The 23,812-nt window shown below is 46.3% G+C and carries 24 protein-coding genes; 19 read left to right on the top strand and 5 right to left on the bottom strand.

The features are described 5' to 3' along the window. Positions 1 to 283: 283 nt before the first annotated feature. The 9 genes from sdhC (at position 284) to CWI81_RS04680 (ending at position 10,551) form a co-directional block, all read left to right on the top strand. Complete coding sequence (gene sdhC, locus CWI81_RS04720; RefSeq protein ID WP_126784090.1) at positions 284 to 658, top strand: succinate dehydrogenase, cytochrome b556 subunit; 375 nt, start codon at positions 284 to 286, stop codon at positions 656 to 658. Then, positions 652 to 999, top strand: coding sequence for a succinate dehydrogenase, hydrophobic membrane anchor protein (gene sdhD / locus CWI81_RS04715; RefSeq protein WP_126784088.1), 348 nt, complete (start codon positions 652 to 654; stop codon positions 997 to 999). The genes sdhC and sdhD overlap by 7 nt, the downstream gene beginning before the upstream one ends. Further along, positions 1,000 to 2,766, top strand: a complete 1,767-nt coding sequence (gene sdhA, locus CWI81_RS04710) for a succinate dehydrogenase flavoprotein subunit (protein WP_126784087.1) — start codon at positions 1,000 to 1,002, stop codon at positions 2,764 to 2,766. It abuts the gene before it with no gap. A 13-nt stretch (positions 2,767 to 2,779) separates the two neighbouring features. Continuing rightward, positions 2,780 to 3,493 (top strand): succinate dehydrogenase iron-sulfur subunit, encoded by a 714-nt coding sequence (locus CWI81_RS04705; protein ID WP_126784085.1) that lies wholly within the window; start codon positions 2,780 to 2,782, stop codon positions 3,491 to 3,493. Positions 3,494 to 3,602: 109 nt separating this feature from the next. Further along, positions 3,603 to 6,404, top strand: coding sequence for a 2-oxoglutarate dehydrogenase E1 component (locus CWI81_RS04700; protein WP_126784084.1), 2,802 nt, complete (start codon positions 3,603 to 3,605; stop codon positions 6,402 to 6,404). A gap of 13 nt (positions 6,405 to 6,417) precedes the next feature. After that, positions 6,418 to 8,010: a 2-oxoglutarate dehydrogenase complex dihydrolipoyllysine-residue succinyltransferase gene (gene odhB / locus CWI81_RS04695; RefSeq protein WP_126784082.1), complete on the top strand. Its 1,593-nt coding sequence runs from the start codon at positions 6,418 to 6,420 to the stop codon at positions 8,008 to 8,010. A 139-nt stretch (positions 8,011 to 8,149) separates the two neighbouring features. After that, positions 8,150 to 9,316 carry an ADP-forming succinate--CoA ligase subunit beta gene (gene sucC, locus CWI81_RS04690; protein ID WP_126784080.1) on the top strand — a complete coding sequence of 389 codons (1,167 nt, stop codon included), beginning with the start codon at positions 8,150 to 8,152 and terminating at the stop codon, positions 9,314 to 9,316. Continuing rightward, positions 9,316 to 10,188 (top strand): succinate--CoA ligase subunit alpha, encoded by an 873-nt coding sequence (sucD, locus tag CWI81_RS04685; RefSeq protein WP_126784079.1) that lies wholly within the window; start codon positions 9,316 to 9,318, stop codon positions 10,186 to 10,188. Before sucC ends, sucD begins: the two co-directional genes overlap by 1 nt. Before the next feature lie 156 nt (positions 10,189 to 10,344). Then, positions 10,345 to 10,551: a hypothetical protein gene (locus CWI81_RS04680; protein WP_126784077.1), complete on the top strand. Its 207-nt coding sequence runs from the start codon at positions 10,345 to 10,347 to the stop codon at positions 10,549 to 10,551. 10 nt (positions 10,552 to 10,561) lie between these two features. Here CWI81_RS04680 and CWI81_RS04675 read toward each other — a convergent pair whose 3' ends face one another. After that, complete coding sequence (locus CWI81_RS04675; RefSeq protein ID WP_241970342.1) at positions 10,562 to 10,996, bottom strand: MBOAT family O-acyltransferase; 435 nt, start codon at positions 10,994 to 10,996, stop codon at positions 10,562 to 10,564. 184 nt (positions 10,997 to 11,180) lie between these two features. Between CWI81_RS04675 and CWI81_RS04670 the strand changes: the two genes are divergently transcribed. Both CWI81_RS04670 and CWI81_RS04665 read left to right on the top strand, forming a co-directional pair. Beyond that, positions 11,181 to 12,176 (top strand): response regulator, encoded by a 996-nt coding sequence (locus CWI81_RS04670; RefSeq protein WP_126784074.1) that lies wholly within the window; start codon positions 11,181 to 11,183, stop codon positions 12,174 to 12,176. Beyond that, positions 12,169 to 13,113 carry a GGDEF domain-containing protein gene (locus tag CWI81_RS04665; protein WP_126784072.1) on the top strand — a complete coding sequence of 315 codons (945 nt, stop codon included), beginning with the start codon at positions 12,169 to 12,171 and terminating at the stop codon, positions 13,111 to 13,113. The genes CWI81_RS04670 and CWI81_RS04665 overlap by 8 nt, the downstream gene beginning before the upstream one ends. Here the strand turns inward: CWI81_RS04665 and CWI81_RS04660 are convergent. Continuing rightward, on the bottom strand, positions 13,106 to 13,798 hold the full coding sequence (locus CWI81_RS04660; RefSeq protein WP_126784071.1) for an aspartate/glutamate racemase family protein: 693 nt from the start codon (positions 13,796 to 13,798) through the stop codon (positions 13,106 to 13,108). The genes CWI81_RS04665 and CWI81_RS04660 overlap by 8 nt on opposite strands. Positions 13,799 to 13,869: 71 nt before the next feature. Further along, positions 13,870 to 15,450 carry a methyl-accepting chemotaxis protein gene (locus CWI81_RS04655; protein ID WP_126784069.1) on the bottom strand — a complete coding sequence of 527 codons (1,581 nt, stop codon included), beginning with the start codon at positions 15,448 to 15,450 and terminating at the stop codon, positions 13,870 to 13,872. Positions 15,451 to 15,604: 154 nt separating this feature from the next. Here CWI81_RS04655 and CWI81_RS04650 point away from each other — a divergent pair, with 154 nt between their 5' ends. The 4 genes from CWI81_RS04650 (at position 15,605) to CWI81_RS04635 (ending at position 18,400) form a co-directional block, all read left to right on the top strand. Next, complete coding sequence (locus CWI81_RS04650; protein WP_126784067.1) at positions 15,605 to 16,288, top strand: SGNH/GDSL hydrolase family protein; 684 nt, start codon at positions 15,605 to 15,607, stop codon at positions 16,286 to 16,288. 32 nt (positions 16,289 to 16,320) lie between these two features. After that, positions 16,321 to 17,400, top strand: a complete 1,080-nt coding sequence (locus CWI81_RS04645; RefSeq protein WP_126784066.1) for a calcium/sodium antiporter — start codon at positions 16,321 to 16,323, stop codon at positions 17,398 to 17,400. Between the two features lie 70 nt (positions 17,401 to 17,470). Next, the gene (gene dps, locus CWI81_RS04640) at positions 17,471 to 17,995 is read left to right on the top strand and encodes a DNA starvation/stationary phase protection protein Dps (protein ID WP_126784064.1); all 525 of its coding nucleotides are present in this window, start codon (positions 17,471 to 17,473) and stop codon (positions 17,993 to 17,995) included. A 93-nt stretch (positions 17,996 to 18,088) separates the two neighbouring features. Beyond that, on the top strand, positions 18,089 to 18,400 hold the full coding sequence (locus CWI81_RS04635; protein WP_126784062.1) for a hypothetical protein: 312 nt from the start codon (positions 18,089 to 18,091) through the stop codon (positions 18,398 to 18,400). Between the two features lie 47 nt (positions 18,401 to 18,447). Here CWI81_RS04635 and CWI81_RS04630 read toward each other — a convergent pair whose 3' ends face one another. Further along, positions 18,448 to 19,320 (bottom strand): GOLPH3/VPS74 family protein, encoded by an 873-nt coding sequence (locus CWI81_RS04630; RefSeq protein WP_241970341.1) that lies wholly within the window; start codon positions 19,318 to 19,320, stop codon positions 18,448 to 18,450. Here CWI81_RS04630 and CWI81_RS04625 point away from each other — a divergent pair. Then, entirely contained in the window at positions 19,307 to 19,702 is a 396-nt protein-coding gene (locus CWI81_RS04625; RefSeq protein ID WP_126784060.1) for a hypothetical protein, read from the top strand. The genes CWI81_RS04630 and CWI81_RS04625 overlap by 14 nt on opposite strands. Before the next feature lie 3 nt (positions 19,703 to 19,705). Beyond that, positions 19,706 to 20,029: a helix-turn-helix domain-containing protein gene (locus CWI81_RS04620; protein WP_126784059.1), complete on the top strand. Its 324-nt coding sequence runs from the start codon at positions 19,706 to 19,708 to the stop codon at positions 20,027 to 20,029. A 49-nt stretch (positions 20,030 to 20,078) separates the two neighbouring features. Here CWI81_RS04620 and CWI81_RS04615 read toward each other — a convergent pair whose 3' ends face one another. Continuing rightward, entirely contained in the window at positions 20,079 to 21,302 is a 1,224-nt protein-coding gene (locus tag CWI81_RS04615) for a DEAD/DEAH box helicase (protein ID WP_126784057.1), read from the bottom strand. A 201-nt stretch (positions 21,303 to 21,503) separates the two neighbouring features. Between CWI81_RS04615 and CWI81_RS04610 the strand changes: the two genes are divergently transcribed. Further along, positions 21,504 to 22,742 carry an acyl-CoA dehydrogenase family protein gene (locus CWI81_RS04610; protein ID WP_126784056.1) on the top strand — a complete coding sequence of 413 codons (1,239 nt, stop codon included), beginning with the start codon at positions 21,504 to 21,506 and terminating at the stop codon, positions 22,740 to 22,742. Further along, on the top strand, positions 22,732 to 23,811 hold the full coding sequence (locus CWI81_RS04605; RefSeq protein WP_126784054.1) for a phosphotransferase family protein: 1,080 nt from the start codon (positions 22,732 to 22,734) through the stop codon (positions 23,809 to 23,811). Before CWI81_RS04610 ends, CWI81_RS04605 begins: the two co-directional genes overlap by 11 nt. Position 23,812 lies beyond the last annotated feature (1 nt).

Genomic DNA, 23,812 nt, shown 5'->3' with positions numbered 1-23,812 from the left:
ATTGGTGCCAAATGTCAATTTATGTAAAGAACGTTTGGCGTTCTGTCACATTAGTAATACGAGTAAATGGGGCAAAGAAGATTACCACAAAATGGTAAAATTAGACTTTAGTCTTAATCAGCTGGCAGATCCAAATATTGTGCTTCACCGTTACTAGTTTTGTCATTGTAATTGACTGTCAGGCTAGATATACTCACTGCCGTCAAGGTGGCATTTGACTCTTTTAAAGATGCACCGGGCATACTTTACATTTCTTTAGTGCTTTAGTGAAAGGCAATCTATCGTGAAAAAAGAAAGACCTGTAAACTTAGACTTATCAACCATAAAACTTCCTGCCGCTGCCAAAGCATCCATTATACATCGCGTATCCGGTGTGGTTATGTTGATTGCACTGGCCTTCCTGATTTGGGCTTTCGCCACATCTTTAAGTGGTGCTGAAGGATTTGCCCAAGTTGAAAGCTTGATGACTGGCTTTATTGCTAAGTTCATTGGCTGGGGTATTTTGACAGCGTTAGGATTCCATTTAATTATCGGTGTTCGCCATTGGATGATGGATTTAGGACATTGGGAAGAGCTTGATTCAGGACGCATGAGTGCAAATGTCTCCTTTGTCCTGTCAATTATCTGGGCTGTACTGGTAGGAGTTTGGTTATGGTAAAAGCAGCTGGAACCTTCGGACGTAGTGGCTCGCACGATTACATTTTGTTGCGTGCTTCATCAGTCGTTATCTTTTTATTCACTCTTTTTATGATTGGGTTTTTTGCTTCTACAGCGAATGTTACCTATGAAATCTGGAGTGGATTGTTTTCGAACTTATGGATGAAAGTGTTCACGTTATTAACCCTGACTGCAGTGCTTATCCATGGCTGGATCGGTATTTGGCAGGTGCTGACGGATTACGTTAAAGCAACAGGTGTACGAGCTTTCATTCAATTCCTGTTCAGCGTCGGATTAATCGTCGTTTGGCTCGCTGGCTTGTTTGTACTGTGGGGTGTTTAAGTGAACGTTAAAACTCTAGAATATGATGCAGTGGTGATTGGTGCTGGCGGGGCCGGCATGCGAGCAGCGCTGCAAATTTCCCAAGAGGGATTAAGTTGTGCGTTGATGTCCAAAGTGTTTCCAACGCGCTCACACACAGTTTCAGCGCAGGGCGGTATTACGGTTGCGCTAGGCAATGCGCACGAAGATGATTGGCAATGGCACATGTTTGATACCGTTAAAGGGTCAGACTATATCGGTGACCAGGATGCTATCGAATACATGTGTAAAGCTGGCCCTGAAGCGATTCTTGAAATGGAAAACTTAGGTTTACCATTCTCTCGCTTTGAAAACGGTAAAGTGTATCAACGTCCATTTGGTGGTCAGTCGAAAAACTTTGGCGGTGAGCAGGCAGCTCGTACAGCGGCAGCAGCCGACCGTACCGGTCATGCATTACTGCACTTGCTTTATCAGCAAAACGTAAAAAATAAAACAACTGTGTTTTCCGAATGGTATGCACTGGATATCGTCAAGAACCAAGACGGTGCTGTGTGTGGTGTTACCACAATGGATATCGAAACCGGTGAAGTTTACTTTGTAAAAGCCAAAGCGGTTGTTTTAGCAACCGGCGGAGCAGGTCGTATCTATTCATCGACTACTAATGCTCACATCAACACCGGTGACGGCGTTGGTATGGCGTTGCGTGCTGGCGTTCCAGTACAAGACATGGAAATGTGGCAGTTCCACCCAACCGGTATCGCCGGTGCCGGCTCGCTGGTAACAGAGGGTTGTCGTGGTGAGGGCGGTTACTTGCTGAATAAAGACGGTGAGCGCTTTATGGAACGTTACGCGCCAAACGCTAAAGACTTAGCGTCACGTGATGTTGTTTCGCGCGCCATGATGACTGAAATCCGCGAAGGCCGTGGCTGTGAAGGTCCTTGGGGGACTCACATCAAACTTAAGCTTGACCATTTAGGCAAAGAAACGTTGGAAAGCCGTTTGCCGGGTGTGTGTGATTTATCACGGACGTTCGCCCATGTTGATCCAGTAAAAGAACCTATCCCGGTTATTCCAACCTGCCATTATATGATGGGTGGTATTCCCACCGACGTTAATGGTCAGGTGTTGTCTGTTGATGACAACGGTCAGACCTCTCACGTACAAGGCTTGTTTGCTTGTGGTGAAATCGCTTGTGTATCTGTACACGGTGCGAACCGACTCGGCGGTAACTCATTACTTGATTTGGTTGTATTTGGGCGTTCAACCGGTATGCACTTAGGTGAAAACCTTGCTGCCAACGTTGAAGCTCGTGAAGCAACCAGCGATGATGTGGATGCAGCATTGACACGCTATAATCGTTGGGAAAACACACAGAAAGGTGAAGACCCGGCGCAAATCAAGAAAGATTTACAACAGTGCATGCAGCTTAACTTCTCGGTTTTCCGTGAAGGCGATTCAATGAAAGAAGGCTTGAAAGAGCTTCAGGAAATTCGCGAACGTCTGAAAAATGCACGTCTTGATGACACGTCCAAAGAGTTTAATACTCAACGTGTCGAATGCCTTGAGTTGGATAACTTGATGGAAACTGCATACTCAACAGCAGTTGCTGCTAGCTTCCGTACCGAAAGCCGCGGTGCTCACAGTCGTGCTGATTATCCCGATCGTGATGATGAGAAGTGGTTAGTGCACACAGTATATCGCCCTGAGAAGGAAGATATGGTGACACGAGAAGTGAATATGGCACCTAAACTGCGTGAAGCTTTCCCTCCGAAAGCTCGTACCTACTAAGTTGGAGGGTGATATGAAAAAATATACATTTTCAGTTTATCGCTATAACCCTGATGTCGACAACGCGCCTCACATGAAAGAGTACACGTTAGAAGTCGAAGATAATCAGGACCTTATGGTTCTGGAAGCTTTAATAAAACTGAAAGAGAAAGATCCAACGCTGTCTTTCCGTCGCTCATGCCGGGAAGGTGTTTGTGGCTCGGATGGCATGAGTATCAATGGTAAAAATGGCTTAGCCTGTATCACGCACTTGTCTTCGTTAAAGTCTGACAAAATTGTGATCCGTCCATTGCCCGGGCTGCCTGTTATCCGTGATTTAATTGTGGATATGAGTCAGTTCTACCAGCAGTATGAAAAAATTAAACCATATCTGATTAACGACGATAAAACGCCACCGGCGAGAGAGCGTCTGCAATCACCAGAAGAGCGTGCTAAGCTTGATGGTTTATACGAGTGTATCTTGTGTGCTTGTTGTTCAACGTCTTGCCCATCTTTCTGGTGGAATCCAGATAAATTTGTCGGGCCGGCTGGGTTGCTACACGCCTATCGTTTCTTAATCGATAGCCGTGATACGGCAACCGAAGAACGACTTGACGAGTTGGACGATGCCTTTAGTGTATTCCGTTGCCACGGTATCATGAACTGTGTCAATGTGTGCCCGAAAGGTCTAAACCCAACAAAGGCCATTGGCCATATTAAGTCAATGCTATTGAGCCGTGCTGTTTAATACAGTTGACAGGTTCAGCAAGTACAAACAAGTGATGTTGTGAGTAGCTGTTCTTATTGAGTAGCTACTCATTCATAGTTTGAGCAGAATTTAGTGTAAAGGAAACGCAATGCAAGAGGGTGTAATGCGTGAATGGCTGGAATCATCGCATCTAGCCGGAGGAAACGTCGCCTACATCGAACAATTGTTCGAGGCGTACCTGGATGATCCTACTGCTGTCAGTGACGAGTGGCGTGAGATATTTGACTCACTGCCAAAAGGTGACCATGCAGTAGATGTAAAACTTAGCGATGTTCGCGATGAATTCCGAACGTTAGCCAAGAACAAGCTTAAGCAGTCAGGCACTAGTGCCCCCGCCGATCAAAAGCAAGTCAAAGTACTGCAGCTGATTAACGCATACCGATTCCGCGGTCATCAACACGCAAACTTAGACCCGCTTGGATTGTGGAAGCAAGAACAAACTCCCGATTTATCATTAGACTTTCATGACCTAAGTAAAGATGACTTAGAACGTGAGTTTAATGTTGGGTCGTTAGCGGTAGGCACCGAAACAATGAAGCTTAAGGACATCCACAATGTTCTTGAGTCAATTTATTGTGGTTCTATCGGTGCAGAGTACATGCACATTGTTTCGACCGAAGAGAAACGTTGGATCCAACAGCGTTTAGAGGGTGTCAAGGGACAACCCAAATTTGAAAAAGAGCAGCAAATTAAGATCCTGAGGGAGCTTATTTCTGCTGATGGTTTAGAAAAGTATTTGGGCTCAAAATTCCCGGGTGCTAAGCGTTTCTCACTAGAAGGCGGCGATAGTTTAGTGCCGCTATTAAAAGAGTTAATCACTCGTTCAGGTGAGCAGGGCGCTAAAGAAGTGGTTATCGGTATGGCCCACCGAGGTCGTTTAAATGTGTTAGTTAACGTCTTGGGGAAAAAACCACAAGACTTGTTTGACGAATTCGCCGGTAAGCATGCTAATAATAAAGGGTCGGGTGATGTTAAATATCACATGGGCTTCTCGTCGGACTTTGAAACACCAGGTGGTGACGTTCACTTAGCGTTGGCATTTAACCCTTCGCATTTGGAAATCGTTAATCCGGTAGTTATGGGCTCAGTCAGAGCTCGGATGGACCGTCTTGACGACCCGCAAGGCAAAAAAGTATTGCCAATTACCATTCATGGCGATGCAGCCGTTGCCGGCCAGGGTGTGGTTCAGGAAACCTTTAACATGTCCAAAACCCGCGCTTACCAAGTAGGTGGGTCGGTACGTATTGTTATTAATAATCAGGTTGGTTTTACCACATCCAAGCGCGAAGATGCTCGTTCCACGCAATACTGTACTGATATTGCAAAAATGGTGCAGGCGCCTATTTTCCATGTAAATGCAGATGATCCTGAAGCTGTCGTGTTTGTTACACAACTGGCACTGGACTATCGCAATGCGTTTAAGCGTGACGTTGTTATCGACCTTGTCTGTTACCGTCGGCACGGACATAACGAAGCTGACGAGCCTAGTGCAACTCAGCCGGTGATGTACAGTAAGATTAAAAAGCAGCCGGTCGCGCGCGAGCTATATACCAAGCGGTTAGCCGATAAAGGCGTGGTAAAAGAAGACGATGCTAAACAATGGACTCAGGACTACCGGGATGCTCTCGACAAAGGCGAAGTCGTCGTCGATGAGCACCGTCCAATGCGTCAGCATTCAGTAGACTGGTCTCCCTATATTGGTAATGACTGGGACGTTGAATATAATTTCAAAATTAGTGCCGATAAACTGCAAGAGTTAGGCAAAAAGATTACTGCCTTCCCTGAGGACCATAAACTCAATTCACGAGTGGCAAAGGTTTATCAGGAACGCCGAAAAATGGCAAAAGGTGATAAGTCAATGGATTGGGGGTTCGCAGAGACCCTTGCCTATGCAACCTTGGTAGATGAAGGAATCCATATTCGTTTAACGGGTCAGGATTCAGGTCGTGGTACGTTCTTCCACCGCCATGCTGTGTTGCATAATCAAGATGATGCAAGCACCTATATGCCATTGAACAACATAAGAGATGAGCAGGGTCAGATTGAAATTTATGACTCTGTTTTATCAGAGGCAGCGGTTGTTGCGTTTGAATATGGTTACGCGACGGCAGAGCCCAAGTCGCTGATTATGTGGGAAGCACAATTTGGTGACTTTGCCAATGGCGCTCAAGTCGTCATTGATCAGTTCTTAAGTTCCGGTGAGCAAAAGTGGGGCCGTTTCTGTGGTCTTACTCTGTTATTACCTCATGGGTACGAGGGACAGGGGCCTGAACACTCATCCGCTCGGCTAGAGCGTTTTCTGCAGCTATCGGCTGACCATAACTGGTCGGTTTGTGTGCCAACAACGCCGGCCCAAGTATTTCACATGATTCGTCGTCAACAGTTGCGACCGGTGCGTCGTCCGCTAGTGGTAATGACGCCGAAATCGCTGCTGCGTCATCCTTTGGCAATTTCTGAGATGGATGACCTGGCGAACTCAGGTTTCCAGAATGCGATTGGCGAAATAGATGACCTGAATCCGAAGAAAGTAAAACGCGTAGTTATGTGTGCCGGTAAGGTCTATTACGACTTACTGCAAGAGCGCCGCAAGCGTGAGCAAGAAGATGTTGCGATTATTCGGATTGAACAGTTGTATCCGTTCCCGGCTGAAGAAGTAGCCGAGATAATGAAAGATTATCAGCACGTTAAAGAGTTTGTCTGGTGTCAGGAAGAGCCGCAAAACCAGGGGGCCTGGTATAATAGCCAGCATAACTTCTGGGCTGCGATTCCAGCTGGAGCTCAACTAACTTACCGTGGTCGTGACGCGTCAGCGGCACCGGCGGTAGGCTATTTAACTGAGCACAATAAACAGCAACAAAAACTCGTTGACGAAGCGCTAACCATTAAATAGGTGAAGATTAACCATGGCGATTGATATTAAAGTTCCTCAATTACCCGAATCTGTTGCCGATGCTACCATCGCAACATGGCACGTAAAACCAGGCGATAAAGTGTCGCGTGACCAGAATCTGGTTGATATCGAAACCGATAAGGTAGTGCTTGAAGTGTCTGCAGAGGCTGATGGTGTGCTGGGCGAAATAACAGCAGAAGAGGGCACTACGGTAACTGCAGAAGAAGTTATCGGTAAAATTGAAGAAGGCGACGGTAACGGCGCTGACGATTCTGAAGACAAATCTGACGACAAATCGGACGACAAAAAAGAGTCTGAGTCGAAAGAGAAGTCGGATGATAAAAAGGAATCGAAATCAGACAACAGCGACGCTGGTGAAAAGATCGATGTTAAGGTCCCGCAGCTGCCAGAATCAGTTTCTGATGCGACGATTTCTGCCTGGCACTTTAAAGAAGGTGACGAAGTAAAACGCGATCAGAACTTGGTTGATATAGAAACCGATAAAGTAGTTCTGGAAGTCGTGGCTCCGGCTGACGGCGTGCTAGTGAAAATTAAGCACGACGAAGGTGCAACAGTCGGCGCTGATGATGTTATCGGCGTGGTTGAATCTGGTGCTGGCTCTGGTAGCAGCTCGTCAAGCTCTGATGAGTCTAAAGCAGACAGCAAGTCAGACAGTAAAGACGACAGCGGCGAAGGCAGTGACGGAGAAGTTGCTGGCCCGGCAGTACGTCGCTTATTAGGAGAGCATGGCCTGAAACCAAGTGATGTAAAAGGCACTGGTAAAGGTGGTCGGGTAACCAAAGAAGACGTTGAAAAACACGTTAAAGGTGGTTCGTCGAAAGCAGAGTCATCTAAGTCCTCAGACACTAGTAAGCAACAGTCTAAGCAACCTGAAACATCGGGCGACCGCGATCAGAAGCGGGTGCCAATGACTCGTTTGCGGAAACGTATCGCGGAACGTTTGCTGCAGGCTAAAAATGACACGGCGATGTTGACTACGTTTAACGAGATCAACATGAAGCCAATCATGGACTTACGTAAAAAATACAAAGATGTGTTTGAAGAAACACATGGCACTCGTCTTGGCTTTATGGGCTTCTATGTAAAAGCAGTTACTGAAGCTTTAAAACGTTTCCCTGACGTTAATGCTTCAATTGATGGCGATGATATTGTTTATCACAACTATTTTGATGTCAGTATTGCTGTTTCCACGCCGCGCGGCTTGGTAACGCCTGTTTTACGTGACACAGATAAGCTGTCGATTGCAGATATGGAAAACGGTATCCGTGATTTAGCGATTAAAGGTCGTGACGGCAAACTGACCCTGGATGAAATGCAGGGTGGTAATTTCACCATCACTAACGGTGGTGTGTTTGGTTCGCTGTTGTCGACGCCAATTCTTAACCCGCCGCAAAGTGCGATCTTGGGAATGCACAAAATCCAGGAGCGGGCGATGGTTGTTGATGGCAAGATTGAAGTTTTGCCAATGATGTACTTAGCTCTGTCTTATGACCATCGTATTATTGATGGTAAGCAATCGGTCGGCTTCCTGGTCACCGTTAAAGAGTTATTAGAAGATCCTCAACGTCTTATCCTGGATATCTAAGGGACGCTGAGAACCAGCCGCATTGCTAATTTAGCCTTGCGGCTGTTATTTTTGCGCCGATCACGTTAAAATTCGGCGCGGTATTCGGGTAGGCAGCGTTTAAGCTGTTTTTGTTGTTTCAACGAATCGGAAGAGCATCATGAATTTGCATGAGTATCAGGGTAAGCAACTCTTTAAAGAGTTTGGTTTGCCAGTATCTGAAGGTTTTGCCTGCGACACTGCTGATGAAGCGGTAGAAGCGGCAAAACGTATTGGTGGTGACATTTGGGTTGTCAAATGTCAGGTTCACGCTGGTGGCCGCGGTAAAGCGGGCGGCGTAAAATTAGTAAAAAGTTTAGACGAAGTTCGTGCGTTTGCAGAGCAGTGGTTAGGCAAAAACTTAGTAACTTTTCAGACCGACGAAAAAGGTCAGCCGGTTGCTAAGATTTTGGTTGAAAGTTGCACTGACATCGCGGACGAGCTTTATTTAGGTGCGGTTGTTGACCGTGGTTCACGTAAAATTGTGTTCATGGCATCGACTGAAGGCGGCGTAGAAATCGAAAAAGTCGCTGAAGAAACACCTGAAAAAATCTTGAAAGCTGAAATCGATCCTACCGTAGGCGCGCAGCCATACCAAGGTCGTGAGTTAGGCTTTAAGCTAGGCTTGAACCCAGATCAGGTTAAGCAATTTACCAAGATCTTTTTAGGTCTGGCAAAAATGTTCGAACAGTACGACTTAGCGCTGTTGGAAATTAACCCATTGGTTATTACTGATGAAGGCAACATGCACTGTCTGGATGCGAAAGTTGGTATCGACAGCAACGCATTGTACCGTCAGCCTAAAATCCGTGAAATGCACGATCCGTCGCAAGACGACTCGCGTGAAGCAGAAGCGGCTAAATGGGAACTGAACTACGTAGCTCTGGACGGCAACATTGGCTGTATGGTCAACGGTGCAGGTCTTGCTATGGGCACCATGGATATCGTTAAGCTGAGTGGCGGTGAACCTGCTAACTTCCTTGACGTTGGTGGTGGTGCGACGAAAGAGCGTGTTTCAGAAGCGTTCAAAATCATCCTGTCTGATAGCTCTGTTAAAGCCGTATTGGTTAACATCTTCGGTGGAATCGTCCGTTGTGACATGATCGCTGAAGGTATCATTGGCGCGGTAGAAGAAGTTGGCGTTAAGGTTCCTGTCGTGGTTCGCCTGGAAGGTAACAACGCAGAACTGGGTACAGACAAATTGAATGAAAGTGGCCTTAACATTATCGCAGCAGAAAGTTTGTCTGATGCTGCTGATAAAGTGGTTGCTGCGGCAGGAGGTCAATAATGAGCATTTTGATCGATAAAAATACCAAAGTAATCTGCCAGGGCTTTACTGGTGGACAGGGTACATTCCACTCTGAGCAAGCGATTGCCTACGGCACGCAAATGGTCGGTGGTGTTACTCCTGGTAAAGGTGGTCAAGAGCATTTAGGCCTGCCTGTATTCAACACCGTAAAAGAAGCAGTAGAAGCAACAGGCGCAACAGCCTCTGTTATCTACGTTCCGGCTCCTTTTTGTAAAGACTCAATCATCGAAGCTGCTGATGCAGGTATCGAACTGATTGTTTGTATTACTGAAGGTATCCCAACGCTGGATATGCTTTACGTTAAAGAATACCTGACGCACAAAGGCGTGCGTATGATCGGTCCAAACTGCCCGGGTGTTATCACTCCGGACGAGTGTAAGATTGGTATCATGCCTGGTCATATCCACAAGAAAGGTAAAGTGGGTATTGTGTCACGTTCAGGTACATTAACGTACGAAGCCGTTAAGCAAACAACAGACGCCGGTTTCGGTCAGTCTACTTGTGTTGGTATCGGTGGCGACCCTATCCCGGGTTCTAACTTCATCGATATTCTGGAACTGTTCGAAAAAGATCCAGAAACCGAAGCTATCGTTATGATCGGTGAGATCGGTGGTACTGCAGAAGAAGAAGCGGCAGAGTACATTAAAAACAATGTTACTAAACCAGTTGTTTCTTACATTGCAGGTGTTACTGCTCCTCCAGGTAAACGTATGGGCCACGCTGGTGCTATCATTGCTGGTGGTAAAGGTACCGCAGATGAGAAGTTTGCTGCGCTAGAAGCGGCAGGCGTTAAGACAGTACGCAGCCTTGCAGAAATCGGCAAAGCCGTAGCTGAAAAAACAGGCTGGTAATTCCGCCCGTTTAAGAAATCGAAACCCGGCCTCGCGCCGGGTTTTTTTATACCTAAAACGTAGCTCGCGTCCACGACGCGAGATGTCTTACCTTGAAAGCTTAAAAAGCTGGTAGTAATCTGGCATTCTCAACAATTAAAAGGGATTTTATACGTTATGGATCTTAATGCCACGCTTATCGGACAGCTCATTTTTGTACTTGCGATTATTATGGCTGTGATTAGCTATTATCTTGGCAAGCGTAAAACGCAAACTCCGCTAGTAACAACTATTGTTGGTTTGGTATCGGCTTTCGTACCACCTCTGGCGATTATCTTTTTGATGGCGCTGGTGTTGAAAAATGACGTCACCGAGACCCCTTAACGAAGAACTTCTAATGCTTGATAAAAATAAAATTGGCCACCCAGAAACACAATGTAATGGTTGTCAGATTAATGACCACACGCAGGAGCCATGATTTACCTGCGTATTGAAATCTAAAACGCTCAGAGATGACCACCCAAACGCCCATGACCGCAAACCAGGGTGTAAATAACAACCATAACTTTTGGCCAGCAATATTCATTGCCAAATCATGAATGGCGCCGCTGGCGGTGAAGGTTATAATAATCGCGAGCCCGGCCGGTACATATTGCTTACTAGGCTTAAAAATGTGCGTTGTCAGGTAATAGCTCCAAATTGGATTCCAGTAACGCCAGAAGCCGGCGAAAGAGCCCGCTCCTAATGAGCGATATAGCATATTGCGCAGCGAACCCTTAGCCCCTAAAGCAACACCAGTTCGACGTTTTACGTAGTTTGCCAATGTCACGGTTGCAACCAATCATTCAGATGTTGATCAACGGCATAATCAAACAGCATCATTTCTATCTATATCCAACGACTATTGTTTATAATAGTTTTTATTAGTTTGACTTGAATCCATTCGGTTAAGCTGCAAAGTAAGGTATGTTAAGATATTGTACAAAAATTATTGCTAAGACAAGTACACGCCGATGAAATTAGTAATTTGTGATGATTCAAAGCTCGCCAGAAAAAGCATTGAGAAGGCATTACCCAGTGACTGGGATGTCGATATCAACTTTGCCGAAAACGGCGAACAAGCCTTGGCGTTAATCGAGGATGGCCAAGCAGAGTTGCTGTTTTTGGATTTGACCATGCCAGTGATGGACGGCTTTGACGTTCTCAAAGAAATTCGTGATCGGCAATTAGACTGCTTATCTATTGTTATTTCCGGAGATGTTCAGCAAGCATCACAACAGCGCGCAAAGCAGCTAGGCGCGTTGGGTTTTATTAAAAAACCGATCGACAATGATGAACTGCATGAGTTACTAGCTGAATACGGTCTTATCCGTGAATTGCTACCGGAACATCAGCAACGGCGCTCAGTAGAATCAGAACCTGTCGAAGTTACGGATATTTTAAACGAAGTCACCAATGTAGCTTTGGGCGATGCGGCAAAATTACTGAGCGATATGTTGGGAACGTATATCCACCTTCCGCTGCCTAAGGTAACGGTAACTCCGTACCAGGATCTTCCGCGAGTGTTGCAGTTTGACGCAGATACTCATGTTAATGCGGTTTCCGAGGGGTTTGTTGGCAACTCGGTAGCAGGAGAAGCCATTTTATTTGTCGATAACCGCACACTGCACGACTTACCCGATAAGTTGTCACGTTATCATCAGCACAAGTTTGAAGATGACTACCAGAGTATCTTCTTAGATATAGCCTCGGTGCTTATTGCCGCATTCTTGCAACGTTTTGCATCGCAATTGGATCTGGAACTAAATATAAGTCAGCCGTCAGTGATTGGTATGAGCGAACCGGTTAACCAGCTGTTTAAAGAGGCGGTTAAAGATAAACAGGTATTGGTTATTGATATTGATTACGACATTCCTGACTATCATTTAGCATGTGATTTATTTGTCATATTTACAGAGAGTTCTATTGCAGTGCTTGAAGAGCGAGCGGGGTATCTGAATAATGCATAAAACAGAATTGTCGGTTGGGAACCTGCATTGGATTTTACAGATACTTCATAATATTGAAGTCGGTTTGGTGGTTTTTGACCGAGATTACAAAGTTGAAGTTTGGAACGGCTTTATGGAGAATCACAGCGGCATTAGTAGTGTGGCCGCGCGCGATAAAGACCTATTTAAACTATTGCCGACACTGCCTAAAAGTTGGTTTGAATATAAAACTGATGCGGTTTTGAAATTAGGTATCCAGGCGCATTGTAATTGGCAACAAGAAGCTCATAGTTTGTTTTTTGATAATGTTCGGCCATTTACTGCGCAGTCAGAATTTATGTTCCAAAACATTACTCTGTTCCCATTATACTCTACAGAGAAAAAAGTCGAACGCGTCTGTGCTCTCATATACGATGTTAGCGAGGAGGCTAACAACCTGTTGCAGTTGCAGTCGATAAGTCGTACAGATGCATTAAGTCAGCTTTTTAATCGTGGCTACTGGCAGGAGTCATTTGAGCAGGAGTTTGCCCGCTGTCGTCGCTATGGAGATAGCGCATCGGTTATTTTATTAGATATTGATCACTTTAAACCGGTAAACGATAACTACGGCCATCAAGCGGGTGATAAAGCAATTCAATTAATTGCTGATATTATTAAGGAAAACCAACGAGAGACAGATATTTGTGGCCGATACGGCGGAGAGGAGTTTGCTATTACTCTGCCTAAAACCTCGCTGGATGAGGCAGAAATGGTGGCGGAGCGGCTTCGTCAGCAGATTGAAAAAACACCTCTAGAGTTTACTGAGGGCAATAAAAAACAATCCATTCAGTTAACGGTGAGCCTGGGTGTGGCTGAGTTTTCATCGTCATTTCCGAACGCAGATGAATGGCTGCAACAAGCCGACAATGCACTCTATAGCGCTAAAAAGAGCGGCAGAAACAAAGTGGTCGCTAAGTAATAAGCGCCATCTGCACTGCCTGCTCTGAATGTATTTCGGTGGTGTCGTAAAGTGCTAAGTCGGTATCCGACTGCTGTAGCAACAATCCTATTTCGGTACAGCCCAAAATAACGGCTTCGGCACCTTGCTCGCCCAAATCTCTTATTATTTCTTGATAAGCTGCTTTTGAAGAGGAGGTGGTAATACCCTGGCAGAGCTCTTCAAAAATAACCGAATGAATTTGCTCTCGCTGTTTTGCTCCAGGAATTACAACCTCAAGGCCATGCTGTTGCAGACGGTCCCGATAAAAGTCTTGTTCCATAGTAAACTTTGTTCCGAGCAGACCAACGCGTGTAATACTATCTTTTTGCAAAGCCTTGGCCGTTGCGTCGGCAATATGTAGCAGTGGTATTTGCACCGAATGCTCGATTTGCGGCGCAACCTTGTGCATGGTGTTGGTACAAATCAGCAAAAAGTCCACACCTGCTGATTGTAGCGACTGTGCCGCCGAACAAAGAATCTTGGCTGTCGCTTGCCAGTCGCCATTGCGCTGCAATGGTTCAATTTCGGCAAAATCCAGGCTATTGAGAATGACTTTAGCCGAATGAAGCCCACCCAATTGAGACCTTATTTTCTGGTTTATTAACCGGTAATAAGTCTGAGTGGACTCCCAGCTCATGCCACCAATTAGCCCAATCGTCTTCATTTAATACCTCAAGCGTCAACAATCTTGTTTAAACGCTATCAGCTTTTTCTAAATTAATCTATTGAGCACTACTAGCTGGCCTGTCGGTCCTCCCAAAACTGATTTGTCAGCTGATCCAAGCGGCGGGTTATGTTAACCGTTTTGTCGGTTACGTCGCTGCTTAGCTTAGCGGCATCCAGGTTTTGCTCAGAGCTGGTTTTAATAGTGGTAATACTTTCACTAATATTCTGAGAGACTTTGCTTTGCTCCTCAACTGCCTGAGCGATTTGGTCGCTCATTTTTGAGACCGTATTGATAACTTCTAAAATTTCTTCCAGATAAGAGGCGGTTTCCTGGCTTTTTTCGACGCTTTCCTGAGCCATTTTCTCGCCAGATTCCATTGCGTCGACCGCGTTCTTAACGCCGCCCTGAAGATTCTCAATCACGCCTCGAATCTCTTTAGTTGACTCTTGTGTGCGAGTCGCCAACGAGCGCACCTCGTCTGCAACCACAGCAAAGCCGCGGCCCTGTTCGCCAGCTCTGGCTGCTTCGATAGCAGCATTCAATGCCAATAGGTTGGTTTGATCAGCAATTCCCAGAATTACGTCGAGTATTTTCTCAATGTCGTCGCTGCTTCTTGATACTTGATTAATGACCTGCGCGGCACTATTAATCTGAGTTTTTAATTGCGCGATCGAAGCCGCATTAGTGTCAACGACCTGCTTACCGGTGCTTACTGTCGCTAGCCCTTGAGTGGACGCGGCTGATGCTTCCTTAGCGCTTTCAGCGACACTATTAATACTGACGGACATTTGATCAACGGCAGTAGCAACGTGTTCTGTTTGTTCAAATTGCTGCATAGTCCCGGTTTTCGACTGACTGACTGCCGTACTAAGACTGGAGGCATTATCACTCAGGGTATATGACATATCGTTAATTCGACCAATTAACGCGGCATTTTCCGACTCGAGTTTTTTGATGGTAAGCAAGATTGAGCCCGACTCGTCAGAGCGACCGGTGTAAACGTATCGGGCCACTTTATCATCAGTAATATCTTTGACCTGACTGATGGCCTGCTGCAAGGGCTTTAGCCACCAAAAAATAGCACTTACACTAATAATGGTAGCTAGCATGCAGGCAATTAATAGGGCGGTGCCAGAACCAAGTGATAGATAACTCAACAAGGTTGCCAGCAGCGGCAGTAGGGCGCTGGCTAGTAACTTGCTGGTTAGCGATAAAGAGTCTTTAACGCTTGCTGGGCTTTTGCCATTATTGATAGCGGCGTAAGCCGCTCGAGCCCGCTTTACATATTGAGGGTGTGCTTTACGTCGAACCGATTGGTACTCTTGCACGCTGCCGTCTTTCTTAATGGGTGTTGCATAAGCATCGACCCAATAGTGGTCACCGTTTTTGCAGCGGTTTTTGACAATGCCCATCCAGGACTTTTCGGCTTTAAGGTCGGCCCAGAACATCTTGAACACGGGGGATGGCATGTCCGGGTGGCGAACGATATGATGGTTTTTTCCGATTAACTCTTCTTTGGAGAATCCACTAATGTCGATAAAATCATGGTTTATATAAGTAATCTGGCCTTTCAGATTGGTGGTAGAGAGGATATTTGCACGGCTTGAAAATTCTTGTTCAACACCCGTGATAGGTAGATTTTTTTTCATAACTGCCTTGTTACAACTAACAGTGATACCAGTTATCACTGAATGATAGAAAAGTGTTCACACTTAAAAAACGGACATAATATAATCTAATTGATTAGAAACCTGAACAAAAATTCAAAAAAAATGTGAGTGAGGTTCCGTGCACAGATTATTGATGCCGTTACTTGCGCCCTGGCTTATTTTGCAAGGTAAGCGCGTACACAGAAGCACTCTTCGGCTACCTGAGGCCGAGGGGGAGAAACAGGGCAGCTGCGGAACGGGCACAGATTTGAACTTGCTGATCGTCGGAGATTCGGCTGCGGCAGGCGTTGGCTGTAAAACACAGGATGATGCGTTAGCGGGACAGCTGGCTGGTTTACTGTCTAAACACCACCAGGTGAATTGGCAGTTAGTGGCACAGTCATCCAGAACTTGTGCTGGAGTGTTAGACATGGTGCGCAACACCAAACTTAGTCTATCCTCTGTTGACGCAGTCGTTATCTCTGTGGGGGTCAATGACGTGACAAAGCGCACGAGTTATAGGCAGTGGCAACGTGACTTAAATGAACTCACTGGTTATTTACGAGATACACTTGGCGGCGCGCAAATTATTTATACCGGTTTACCGCCAATGCATCATTTTCCGGCGCTGCCGCAGCCGCTGCGTTGGTTTATCGGTCAACAGGCGCGGCAGCTCGATAAGTTGCTGGCTCGACATTGCCTGACAAATGCAAAGGTACACTACCTAAAACTCGATCTGCCGTTTAGTGCAAAATATATGGCCAGAGACGGCTTTCATCCCAATCCAACTGCGGCAAAGATATGGGCCCAACGGGCGGCTGATATTATTCGATCATAGCGAACCATAATAATTAACAGTATGAGGCAGAGATGACGTATTTTTTATTGGTAATAGGCTTGGTTCTTCTGATTGTTGGTGCAGACGGGCTCGTTAAAGGTGCTTCGCGTCTGGCTGAAAAAATGGGTATTCCTGCGGTTGTCATTGGGCTGACTGTGGTCGCCTTTGGTACTAGCGCCCCCGAATTGGCGGTGAGTATTAACTCAGCAGTTGCCGATAAAACCGAACTGGCAATGGCAAACGTTGTTGGCAGCAACATTTTTAACCTGCTTTTTATTTTAGGACTAGCGGCTGTTATCACGCCGCTGGCAATTTCAAAGCAGCTAATACGGCAAGACGTGCCGATAATGGTGCTTGTCACTGGACTTGTGTTTTATATGGCAATGGATGGCCTACTGAGTCTGTGGGAGTCTGTTGTTTTAGTGATCCTGTTAGTGGTTTACACCGGCTTCTTATTTATTCAGGGAAAAAAGTCTGAACCTCTCGCTACGAGATCAAACAGCTCTGACAAGGCCGCTGCCGTTGCGGTAAAAAATTATCCAGTTTGGCAAAGCCTGCTCTGGTTAATCGTTGGTTTGGCGCTACTGATTGTCGGTGCCAATCTGTTAGTCAGCAGTGCTGTCGATATCGCCAGAGCTTTTGGCGTAAGCGAAGCGATTATAGGGCTAACTATCTTAGCGATTGGGACCTCGTTACCCGAAGTTGTTACCTCCATTGTTGCCAGCATTAAAGGCCAAAAGGATATAGCAGTGGGCAATGTGGTAGGTAGTAATACGTTTAATTTACTTGCTGTGCTTGGTATTTCTGGCTTAGTTAGCGGGCAAGGGTTGGTTGGTAATGCACAGTTAATCGAACAGGACTTGCTGGTCATGTTGGGCGTTGCTGTATTGGCTCTACCACTGGTAATAACAGGCAACACTTTAAGCCGTTTAGAGGGCGGTCTCTTTTTTGGTTTGTACGTTCTCTACACGACCTTGTTGATCGGCGCCGCTAAAAATGAAGTCTGGGTTGGTACATTAAGCGCGATAACCTGGTATGTCGTGTTTCCAGTTATTCTTTTAATAGTTACCGTGTCATTGGCCCGGCACCTTAGTAAACAAGACATAAATTAACGCCCTAGATCCAACGGGGCGTTTCAAGCGTAGCCCATAGATAGTTGCTTGATAAACAGTAGGAGGAATAATGCATAAGAGCGAGAAACCAGAAACATTAGCTGAGTTTACTGCTCCGGGTATGAAGAGCGAATCTGCGAAAGAAACAATCGCATTGCTCGACAATCGCATGGTTGCGCTTATTGATTTACAACTGACCCTAAAACACATCCACTGGAACGTTGTTGGGCCTAATTTTATCGGTGTACACGAAATGCTCGACCCGCAAGTTGAGTCAGTTCGAGAAATGACCGATACCATTGCTGAACGTATTGCCACCTTGGGCGGTGTGCCGCTCGGCACGCCTCAATCAATTGTCGACCGTCGCTCATGGCAGGATTATTCGGTTGGCAGAGGTCTGGTTACCGAACATTTAGCCGAATTGGATAAAGTATATAGCGGCATTAATAAAGACCACCGTGACGCACTTAACGCATTAGCTGAGCTGGATCCGGTATCCGAAGATATGTTGATAGGTCAATTGGCCGAACTGGAGCAGTACCAATGGTTTGTTCGGGCCCATATTGAGTCAGCTACCGGTGAGCTTAAAAGCTGAGTTTATAGTAACTCGACTTAATTCAAGCCCGGCCTTCTGATGTCGGGCTTTTTCTATTAATATAGAGCTGGTTTCGCATTAAAAGGAAGTTGTGTGAATTTATTCATAAAAAGAACGCTAAAGATTGGATTGGTTTTGAACGCTCCCCCCGTGTTATTGGTGCTGTCCGATCTTGTAAACCTGGATATTGTTCCGGTTATATTTGCCGGCCTTTTGTGGATGAACATTCCGCTCCAATACCTAGGCATGGCATCCCTGTTTGAGCCAACTCAACTGCAATTTGAAGAGTTTGGCGTCACTGCAGCTGCGCCCACTGTTTGGTGCTCTGTTGTTGCGTTCTGGGTGGTTATATCAGCTCTTATTAGTTATCTGAGCTTGCTTCGTGTTGTGAAAAGCCAAGCTTAAATTTTTAGAAACTCTCTGCCTGGAAAAAGCTTTTGAGTTTTATAATCTCAGCATGAGCTGGGGCTAGAGGTGGTCGCCGCAACTGTAATGGCAGGCATAATAGCGGCGACCATTACTGCTGCTTCGATCGCAGCCACCGCCTCTTTGGCGGCTGTCGAAATCAATTCACCTTTTTCCAGCTGTTTAATGCGTTCTTTGCGGTCCTTTAATTCTTGTTTACTGAATACTTGTGGCAATAGGTGGGCACTATTGGCTAGCGCCACTGTAATAGCTGTGCGGGGCTCAATAGCCTCCTCGTTAGAGAGCACGACATCGCGTAATTCATCGCGTAGTCGTTGCTCGGGCTCAGGATTAATTTCTGGATAAACTCGACGTTCGAACAGCCACAAGACCTTTTCTTTCTCGGCGGCAACAATACCATCATTAGCTAACGCGGCAGCGACCTTGTGCTTTAGGTCTTTGATAGTACCCAGTTCCTGGACCCAGTCATCCAGTGTAAGAGGGCGCTTGGCCTCTAGAATGGTTTGTAAAGCTTCATCCAGTAACGCGTCCCCGGTAGCAGAGCTATCAACAACGGCAACTTTATCTTTATTGTCACTGTCGACCTTAATATGACCTTGTAGTAACAGCTCAGCCAGCAGCGCACCTGCTGTCGCATATTCCACATAGGCACCGCTCATCGTGCCTTGCTCTTCGCGAAGAGCAAGTAGCATAATGGCTTCGTAAAGTGTTAAATCATTAGGGGTAGTCATCATTTGGCTTTTTTGTCGAGTTATTGTTGTTTGAAGAATAAACCGATAGAGAAGGATTGCCAACCCGCCCGCCACAAGACAGTCGCAAAAGTGTCGTATCAACGCTACCATCGGCTTGGTAATGTTTTGCCGACATTCACTAACGGGTAAAAAAATGAAACGAAGCATCTTTGAACAACTGACTTTTCGGTTTAATTTTAACTTTGAACATGCCGGACATACTATCATCGCGTCGGGGAATAGCATCACCGGTAACGAGCTGGTGCGAGTAGATGGAAAATCTGTCAGCGAAAAACGTGTCATAGCTAAAGGGAGTGAGCACATATTCACGCTGAATGATGAGCAATATACGATTCGTTTTACTGTTACGGGCTCGTTCTTCTGTGAGGTAACCTGCGATCTAATTAAAAACGGTGAGGTTATCGCTTCACAGCATATGCGTTCGATAGAGAGTAAGGGTGACTTAGTAAAAATGGTCATAATTCTGTTTGGTGTTGGTCTGTTAACAGGATTTTTAGCGGCTAAAGCAGCTTTAATGGTAATGGGGTAAGGCATGTTAGTGGATAACAACCTCATTAGTGAAGAGCGCAAACGGCGTAACTGGACACAGCAACATTTAGCCGATGCTTGTGGCGTAAGCCTGCGAACTATCCAGCGGGCTGAACGTGATGGTCAGGTGTCTAACGAGACGGTACAGGCATTGAACGCTGTATTTGATATCAACTTGATGCAAGTTGATGCAGAAGTAGTGCTAAAGCAAACAGGTAATATCAAAAATGACAAGCCGGTTTGGTTACAAGCACTGCCACTTATGATTGCTCTGGTTACAGGGATATTTTTAGGAGCGTTTCTGGCCGTTGTGGTGCTGGCGCATTAGGTAACTTGCGCCTAGGGCGCAAGTTACTGTTATGTGCTAACAACCCTATTTAGTCGTTTCTTCGACCATTTCCACCTGGGCCTCGTGGTTTACGCGGTGGACGCTGAGCTTTTTTAGGAGCCGGCGTTCTGCCGGTGAGTTCAACGTCGGTAAAACCGTCCAGTTTATGTCGCTCGATTGGTTGGCCAATGACTTTTTCAATGGCTTTTAGTGTTTTAAATTCTTCGTCCATTACCAATGAAATAGCATGCCCAACTTGACCGGCACGACCGGTGCGGCCAATCCGATGCACATAGTCTTCAGCGACCTGAGGCAGGTCATAATTGATCACATAGGGCAGTTTTTCGATATCGAGGCCACGTGCAGCGATGTCGGTGGCGACAAGCACCTGTACCTTGCCTGCCTTAAAGTCGGCCAGTGCTTTGGTGCGGGCGCCCTGGCTTTTATTGCCGTGAATAGCAGCGGCCAGAAACCCGTCTTTATCCAGCTGTTTCACCAACCGATTAGCGCCGTGCTTGGTGCGTGAAAATACAAGAACTTGGGGCAAGTTTAGGTCGCGCAGTATTTGCATCAGCATGCGCGGCTTTTCGCTCTTCTGCGCGGCATACATGATTTGCTCGATACGTTCTGCGGTGGCGTTCGGTGGCGCTACGGACACTTCTACCGGATCATTGACCAAGCTTTTAGCGAGGGCACGAATGTCATTGGAAAACGTTGCCGAGAACATCAGCGTTTGTCGTTTAGCGGGGAGTAACTTAATAATTTTTTTAATGTCGTTAATGAAGCCCATATCGAGCATGCGGTCGGCTTCATCAAGGACTAATGTTTCTAGTTGCGGAAAGCGAATTGCATTTTGTTGGTAAAGGTCGAGCAGACGTCCCGGTGTGGCGACAAGAATATCAACGCCTTTGCGAAGCTTCATCATCTGCGGATTGATTTTTACACCGCCAAACACTACCGCATAATTTAATGGGAGACCGGCACCATATGTAGCAACGCTCTCGCCGACCTGAGCGGCTAGCTCACGAGTAGGTGTGAGAATTAGAACGCGTGCTGTATTCGCTTTAGCGCGTTCATTTCCCTTAAGCATCTCTAAAATCGGTAAAGTAAAACCTGCGGTTTTACCTGTGCCTGTTTGTGCAGCAGCCATCACGTCATTGCCTGCAAGCACGGCTGGAATAGCCTGGCTTTGAATGGGGGTGGGTTCTGTATAACCTTGGCGTGTTAGTGCGGCTAGAATTTCAGGGCAAAGTCCGAGTTCCGAAAAAGTCATGTATAAATATGCAACTCATTAGTGATAAGTCTGCATATTCTACCTTAGAGCAGCGCTCACTGCATTTTTTTAACTGCTTAATAAGGTTGCGCCTGGAGTTCAACAAGTAAATCGTCTTGATGCGAGGAGCTTTAATGCTGGTTGTACCAGCAAGGCTTTCGTGTCTACAATGCAGTTAATTATCGGCTACGGAACAGTGTTATGGACTTTTCCTACAGTGAAAAAACGAAGGACTACTTAGCGCGGCTTGATACCTTTATGGTTGAGTTTATTGAGCCGTATGAGAACCAATATCAAAAAGAAAATTACCGGCTTAATAGTACCTCGAATTGGCGAGAGTGGCAGGTACCACCGCGGGTTGCGGAGCTTAAACAAATGGCTCGCGAACAGGGACTTTGGAACTTGTTTTTACCCGATGACACATTGGGTGCTGGTTTGTCGACTTTAGAGTACGCGCCGCTCGCAGAGCGCATGGGCCGCAGTTTGCTGGCGCCGGAAATTTTTAATTGTAATGCACCGGATACCGGTAATATGGAAGTTTTGCATTACTTTGGTGACAAAGCTCAGCAAAAACGCTGGTTGCAACCATTACTTGATGGGGAGGTCCGGTCTGTATTCTGCATGACCGAACCTGATGTTGCCTCCTCGGATGCGACTAATATGCAAACCACCATTGTTGCTGAAGGTGATGAGTGGGTTATTAACGGACGTAAGTGGTGGAGCACTGGGTTAGGACATCCGGATGCTGAAATCGCTATCGTGATGGGATTGACTGATGAAGATGCCGATAAACATCATCAGCACTCGATGGTGCTGGTGCCGTTAGATACACCAGGCGTAAATATTGAACGCATGTTGCCGGCATTGGGTGAATATGATGCTCCGTATGGTCATGGGGAAGTTATTTTCGACAATGTGCGGGTTCCCAAAGAGAATATTATTGTTGGCCCGGGAGCTGGTTTTAAGATTGCACAAGGACGCTTGGGTCCAGGCCGTATTCATCATTGTATGCGAGCTATTGGCGCGGCCGAGCGCGCGTTGGAGTTGTTTATTGAGCGCGGAGTTTCGCGTATCGCGTTTGGTCAGCCGTTATTAAAGTTGGGGGGCAATACCGAGCGTTTGGCCGACATGCGGGTAGCGATTGATCAGGCTCGCTTAATGACCCTTTATGCTGCTTGGCAGATCGACAATATTGGCGCACTCAAAGCAATTAAGGAAATCTCGGCTATTAAACTGGTTGCACCAAGCGTGCTACAGCATGTGGTCGACGAAACCATGCAACTTTTTGGTGGCGCGTCTATGTGTCACGACACGCCTTTACCTGGCCTGCTTACCGTTGCCCGTTCGTTGCGTATTGCTGATGGGCCTGATGCTGTGCATCGAGCGACTATTGCGAAAACCGAATTAAAACAGTGGCAGGGACGTAATAATGACAGATAATGTTCTTGATAAAGCCAGTGATGTGCGTGAAGAAGAAGCGCTACCGATAGCGGAGCTTGATCAGTGGCTAACGGACAATATTGGTGACGAGCTGCCAGCCGAGCGCGGCGAACTTAAAATTACTCAATATACCGGTGGTGCTTCTAACTGGACCTACCGGCTGGACTACAATGGTTTAACTCTAGTGTTGCGGCGTCCGCCAGCAGGCACTAAGGCCAAGTCGGCACACGACATGGGTCGAGAGTATCGGTTGCAGAAAAAATTACGGCCTGAATTCCCTTATGTACCGCGTATGTTAGCGCATTGTACCGATGAGTCTGTGATTGGTGCAGAGTTCTATGTTATGGAACATATTACGGGGGTTATTCCACGTCGTCGCTTTCCCAAAGACTTGCAGCTAACGGCCGGACAAGCGCAGCAACTCAATACTAATGCGTTGGATAAGCTTATTGAGCTGCATCGAGTGGATCTCGACAGTACCGGGCTGCGTTCGATTGCTAAAGGTGCTGGTTATACTGACCGCCAGGTCAATGGTTGGTGCGGCCGCTATGAAAAGGCTAAGACCTGGAATGTGTTTGGTGCAGGGTCGGTCATGCGCTGGTTGAAAGAAAATAAACCCAAGCAAGAAACTATTTGTTTAACGCACAACGATTTTCGGTTGGATAATCTGATTTTGAACCCTGATGATGCTACTGAAATTATCGGTATTTTAGACTGGGAACTGGCGACTCTGGGTAATCCATTGATGGACTTGGGCAATGCTCTGGCGTATTGGATAGAGGCCGATGATGACCGGGTAGCGCGAGCAACAAAACGCCAACCTAGTGATTATCCTGGTATGTTAACCCGGCAACAAATTATTGATTATTACTGCCAGCATACCGGTACCAAAATGGATGACTTTGTCTTTTACGAAGTGTTCGGTATGTTCCGGTTGGCGGTTATTGCGCAGCAAATTTATTATCGTTATCACCATAAGCAAACCACCAATAAAACCTTTAAAAACTTTTGGTTTTTGGTCAATTATTTATTGTGGCGCTGTCGTCGTCGCATTGCTCAAACTAAATAAA

It is taken from the genome of Idiomarina seosinensis, from assembly GCF_003987275.1.
Taxonomy (GTDB): Bacteria; Pseudomonadota; Gammaproteobacteria; order Enterobacterales; family Alteromonadaceae; genus Idiomarina; species Idiomarina seosinensis.
The sequence above is the reverse complement of the archived record's forward strand: the minus strand, read 5'-3'. Positions and strand labels throughout refer to the sequence as shown.

What these genes read in the sequence shown, in the direction of transcription:
- sdhD (WP_126784088.1), top strand. Translation starts at nt 652, where the DNA reads ATGGTAAAAGCAGCTGGAACCTTCGGACGTAGTGGCTCGCACGATTAC.
- CWI81_RS04705 (WP_126784085.1), top strand. Translation starts at nt 2,780, where the DNA reads ATGAAAAAATATACATTTTCAGTTTATCGCTATAACCCTGATGTCGAC.
- CWI81_RS04700 (WP_126784084.1), top strand. Translation starts at nt 3,603, where the DNA reads ATGCAAGAGGGTGTAATGCGTGAATGGCTGGAATCATCGCATCTAGCC.
- odhB (WP_126784082.1), top strand. Translation starts at nt 6,418, where the DNA reads ATGGCGATTGATATTAAAGTTCCTCAATTACCCGAATCTGTTGCCGAT.
- sucC (WP_126784080.1), top strand. Translation starts at nt 8,150, where the DNA reads ATGAATTTGCATGAGTATCAGGGTAAGCAACTCTTTAAAGAGTTTGGT.
- sucD (WP_126784079.1), top strand. Translation starts at nt 9,316, where the DNA reads ATGAGCATTTTGATCGATAAAAATACCAAAGTAATCTGCCAGGGCTTT.
- CWI81_RS04680 (WP_126784077.1), top strand. Translation starts at nt 10,345, where the DNA reads ATGGATCTTAATGCCACGCTTATCGGACAGCTCATTTTTGTACTTGCG.
- CWI81_RS04670 (WP_126784074.1), top strand. Translation starts at nt 11,181, where the DNA reads ATGAAATTAGTAATTTGTGATGATTCAAAGCTCGCCAGAAAAAGCATT.
- CWI81_RS04665 (WP_126784072.1), top strand. Translation starts at nt 12,169, where the DNA reads ATGCATAAAACAGAATTGTCGGTTGGGAACCTGCATTGGATTTTACAG.
- CWI81_RS04660 (WP_126784071.1), bottom strand. Translation starts at nt 13,798, where the DNA reads ATGAAGACGATTGGGCTAATTGGTGGCATGAGCTGGGAGTCCACTCAG.
- CWI81_RS04655 (WP_126784069.1), bottom strand. Translation starts at nt 15,450, where the DNA reads ATGAAAAAAAATCTACCTATCACGGGTGTTGAACAAGAATTTTCAAGC.
- CWI81_RS04650 (WP_126784067.1), top strand. Translation starts at nt 15,605, where the DNA reads ATGCCGTTACTTGCGCCCTGGCTTATTTTGCAAGGTAAGCGCGTACAC.
- CWI81_RS04645 (WP_126784066.1), top strand. Translation starts at nt 16,321, where the DNA reads ATGACGTATTTTTTATTGGTAATAGGCTTGGTTCTTCTGATTGTTGGT.
- dps (WP_126784064.1), top strand. Translation starts at nt 17,471, where the DNA reads ATGCATAAGAGCGAGAAACCAGAAACATTAGCTGAGTTTACTGCTCCG.
- CWI81_RS04625 (WP_126784060.1), top strand. Translation starts at nt 19,307, where the DNA reads ATGAAACGAAGCATCTTTGAACAACTGACTTTTCGGTTTAATTTTAAC.
- CWI81_RS04630 (WP_241970341.1), bottom strand. Translation starts at nt 19,320, where the DNA reads ATGCTTCGTTTCATTTTTTTACCCGTTAGTGAATGTCGGCAAAACATT.
- CWI81_RS04620 (WP_126784059.1), top strand. Translation starts at nt 19,706, where the DNA reads ATGTTAGTGGATAACAACCTCATTAGTGAAGAGCGCAAACGGCGTAAC.
- CWI81_RS04615 (WP_126784057.1), bottom strand. Translation starts at nt 21,302, where the DNA reads ATGACTTTTTCGGAACTCGGACTTTGCCCTGAAATTCTAGCCGCACTA.
- CWI81_RS04610 (WP_126784056.1), top strand. Translation starts at nt 21,504, where the DNA reads ATGGACTTTTCCTACAGTGAAAAAACGAAGGACTACTTAGCGCGGCTT.
- CWI81_RS04605 (WP_126784054.1), top strand. Translation starts at nt 22,732, where the DNA reads ATGACAGATAATGTTCTTGATAAAGCCAGTGATGTGCGTGAAGAAGAA.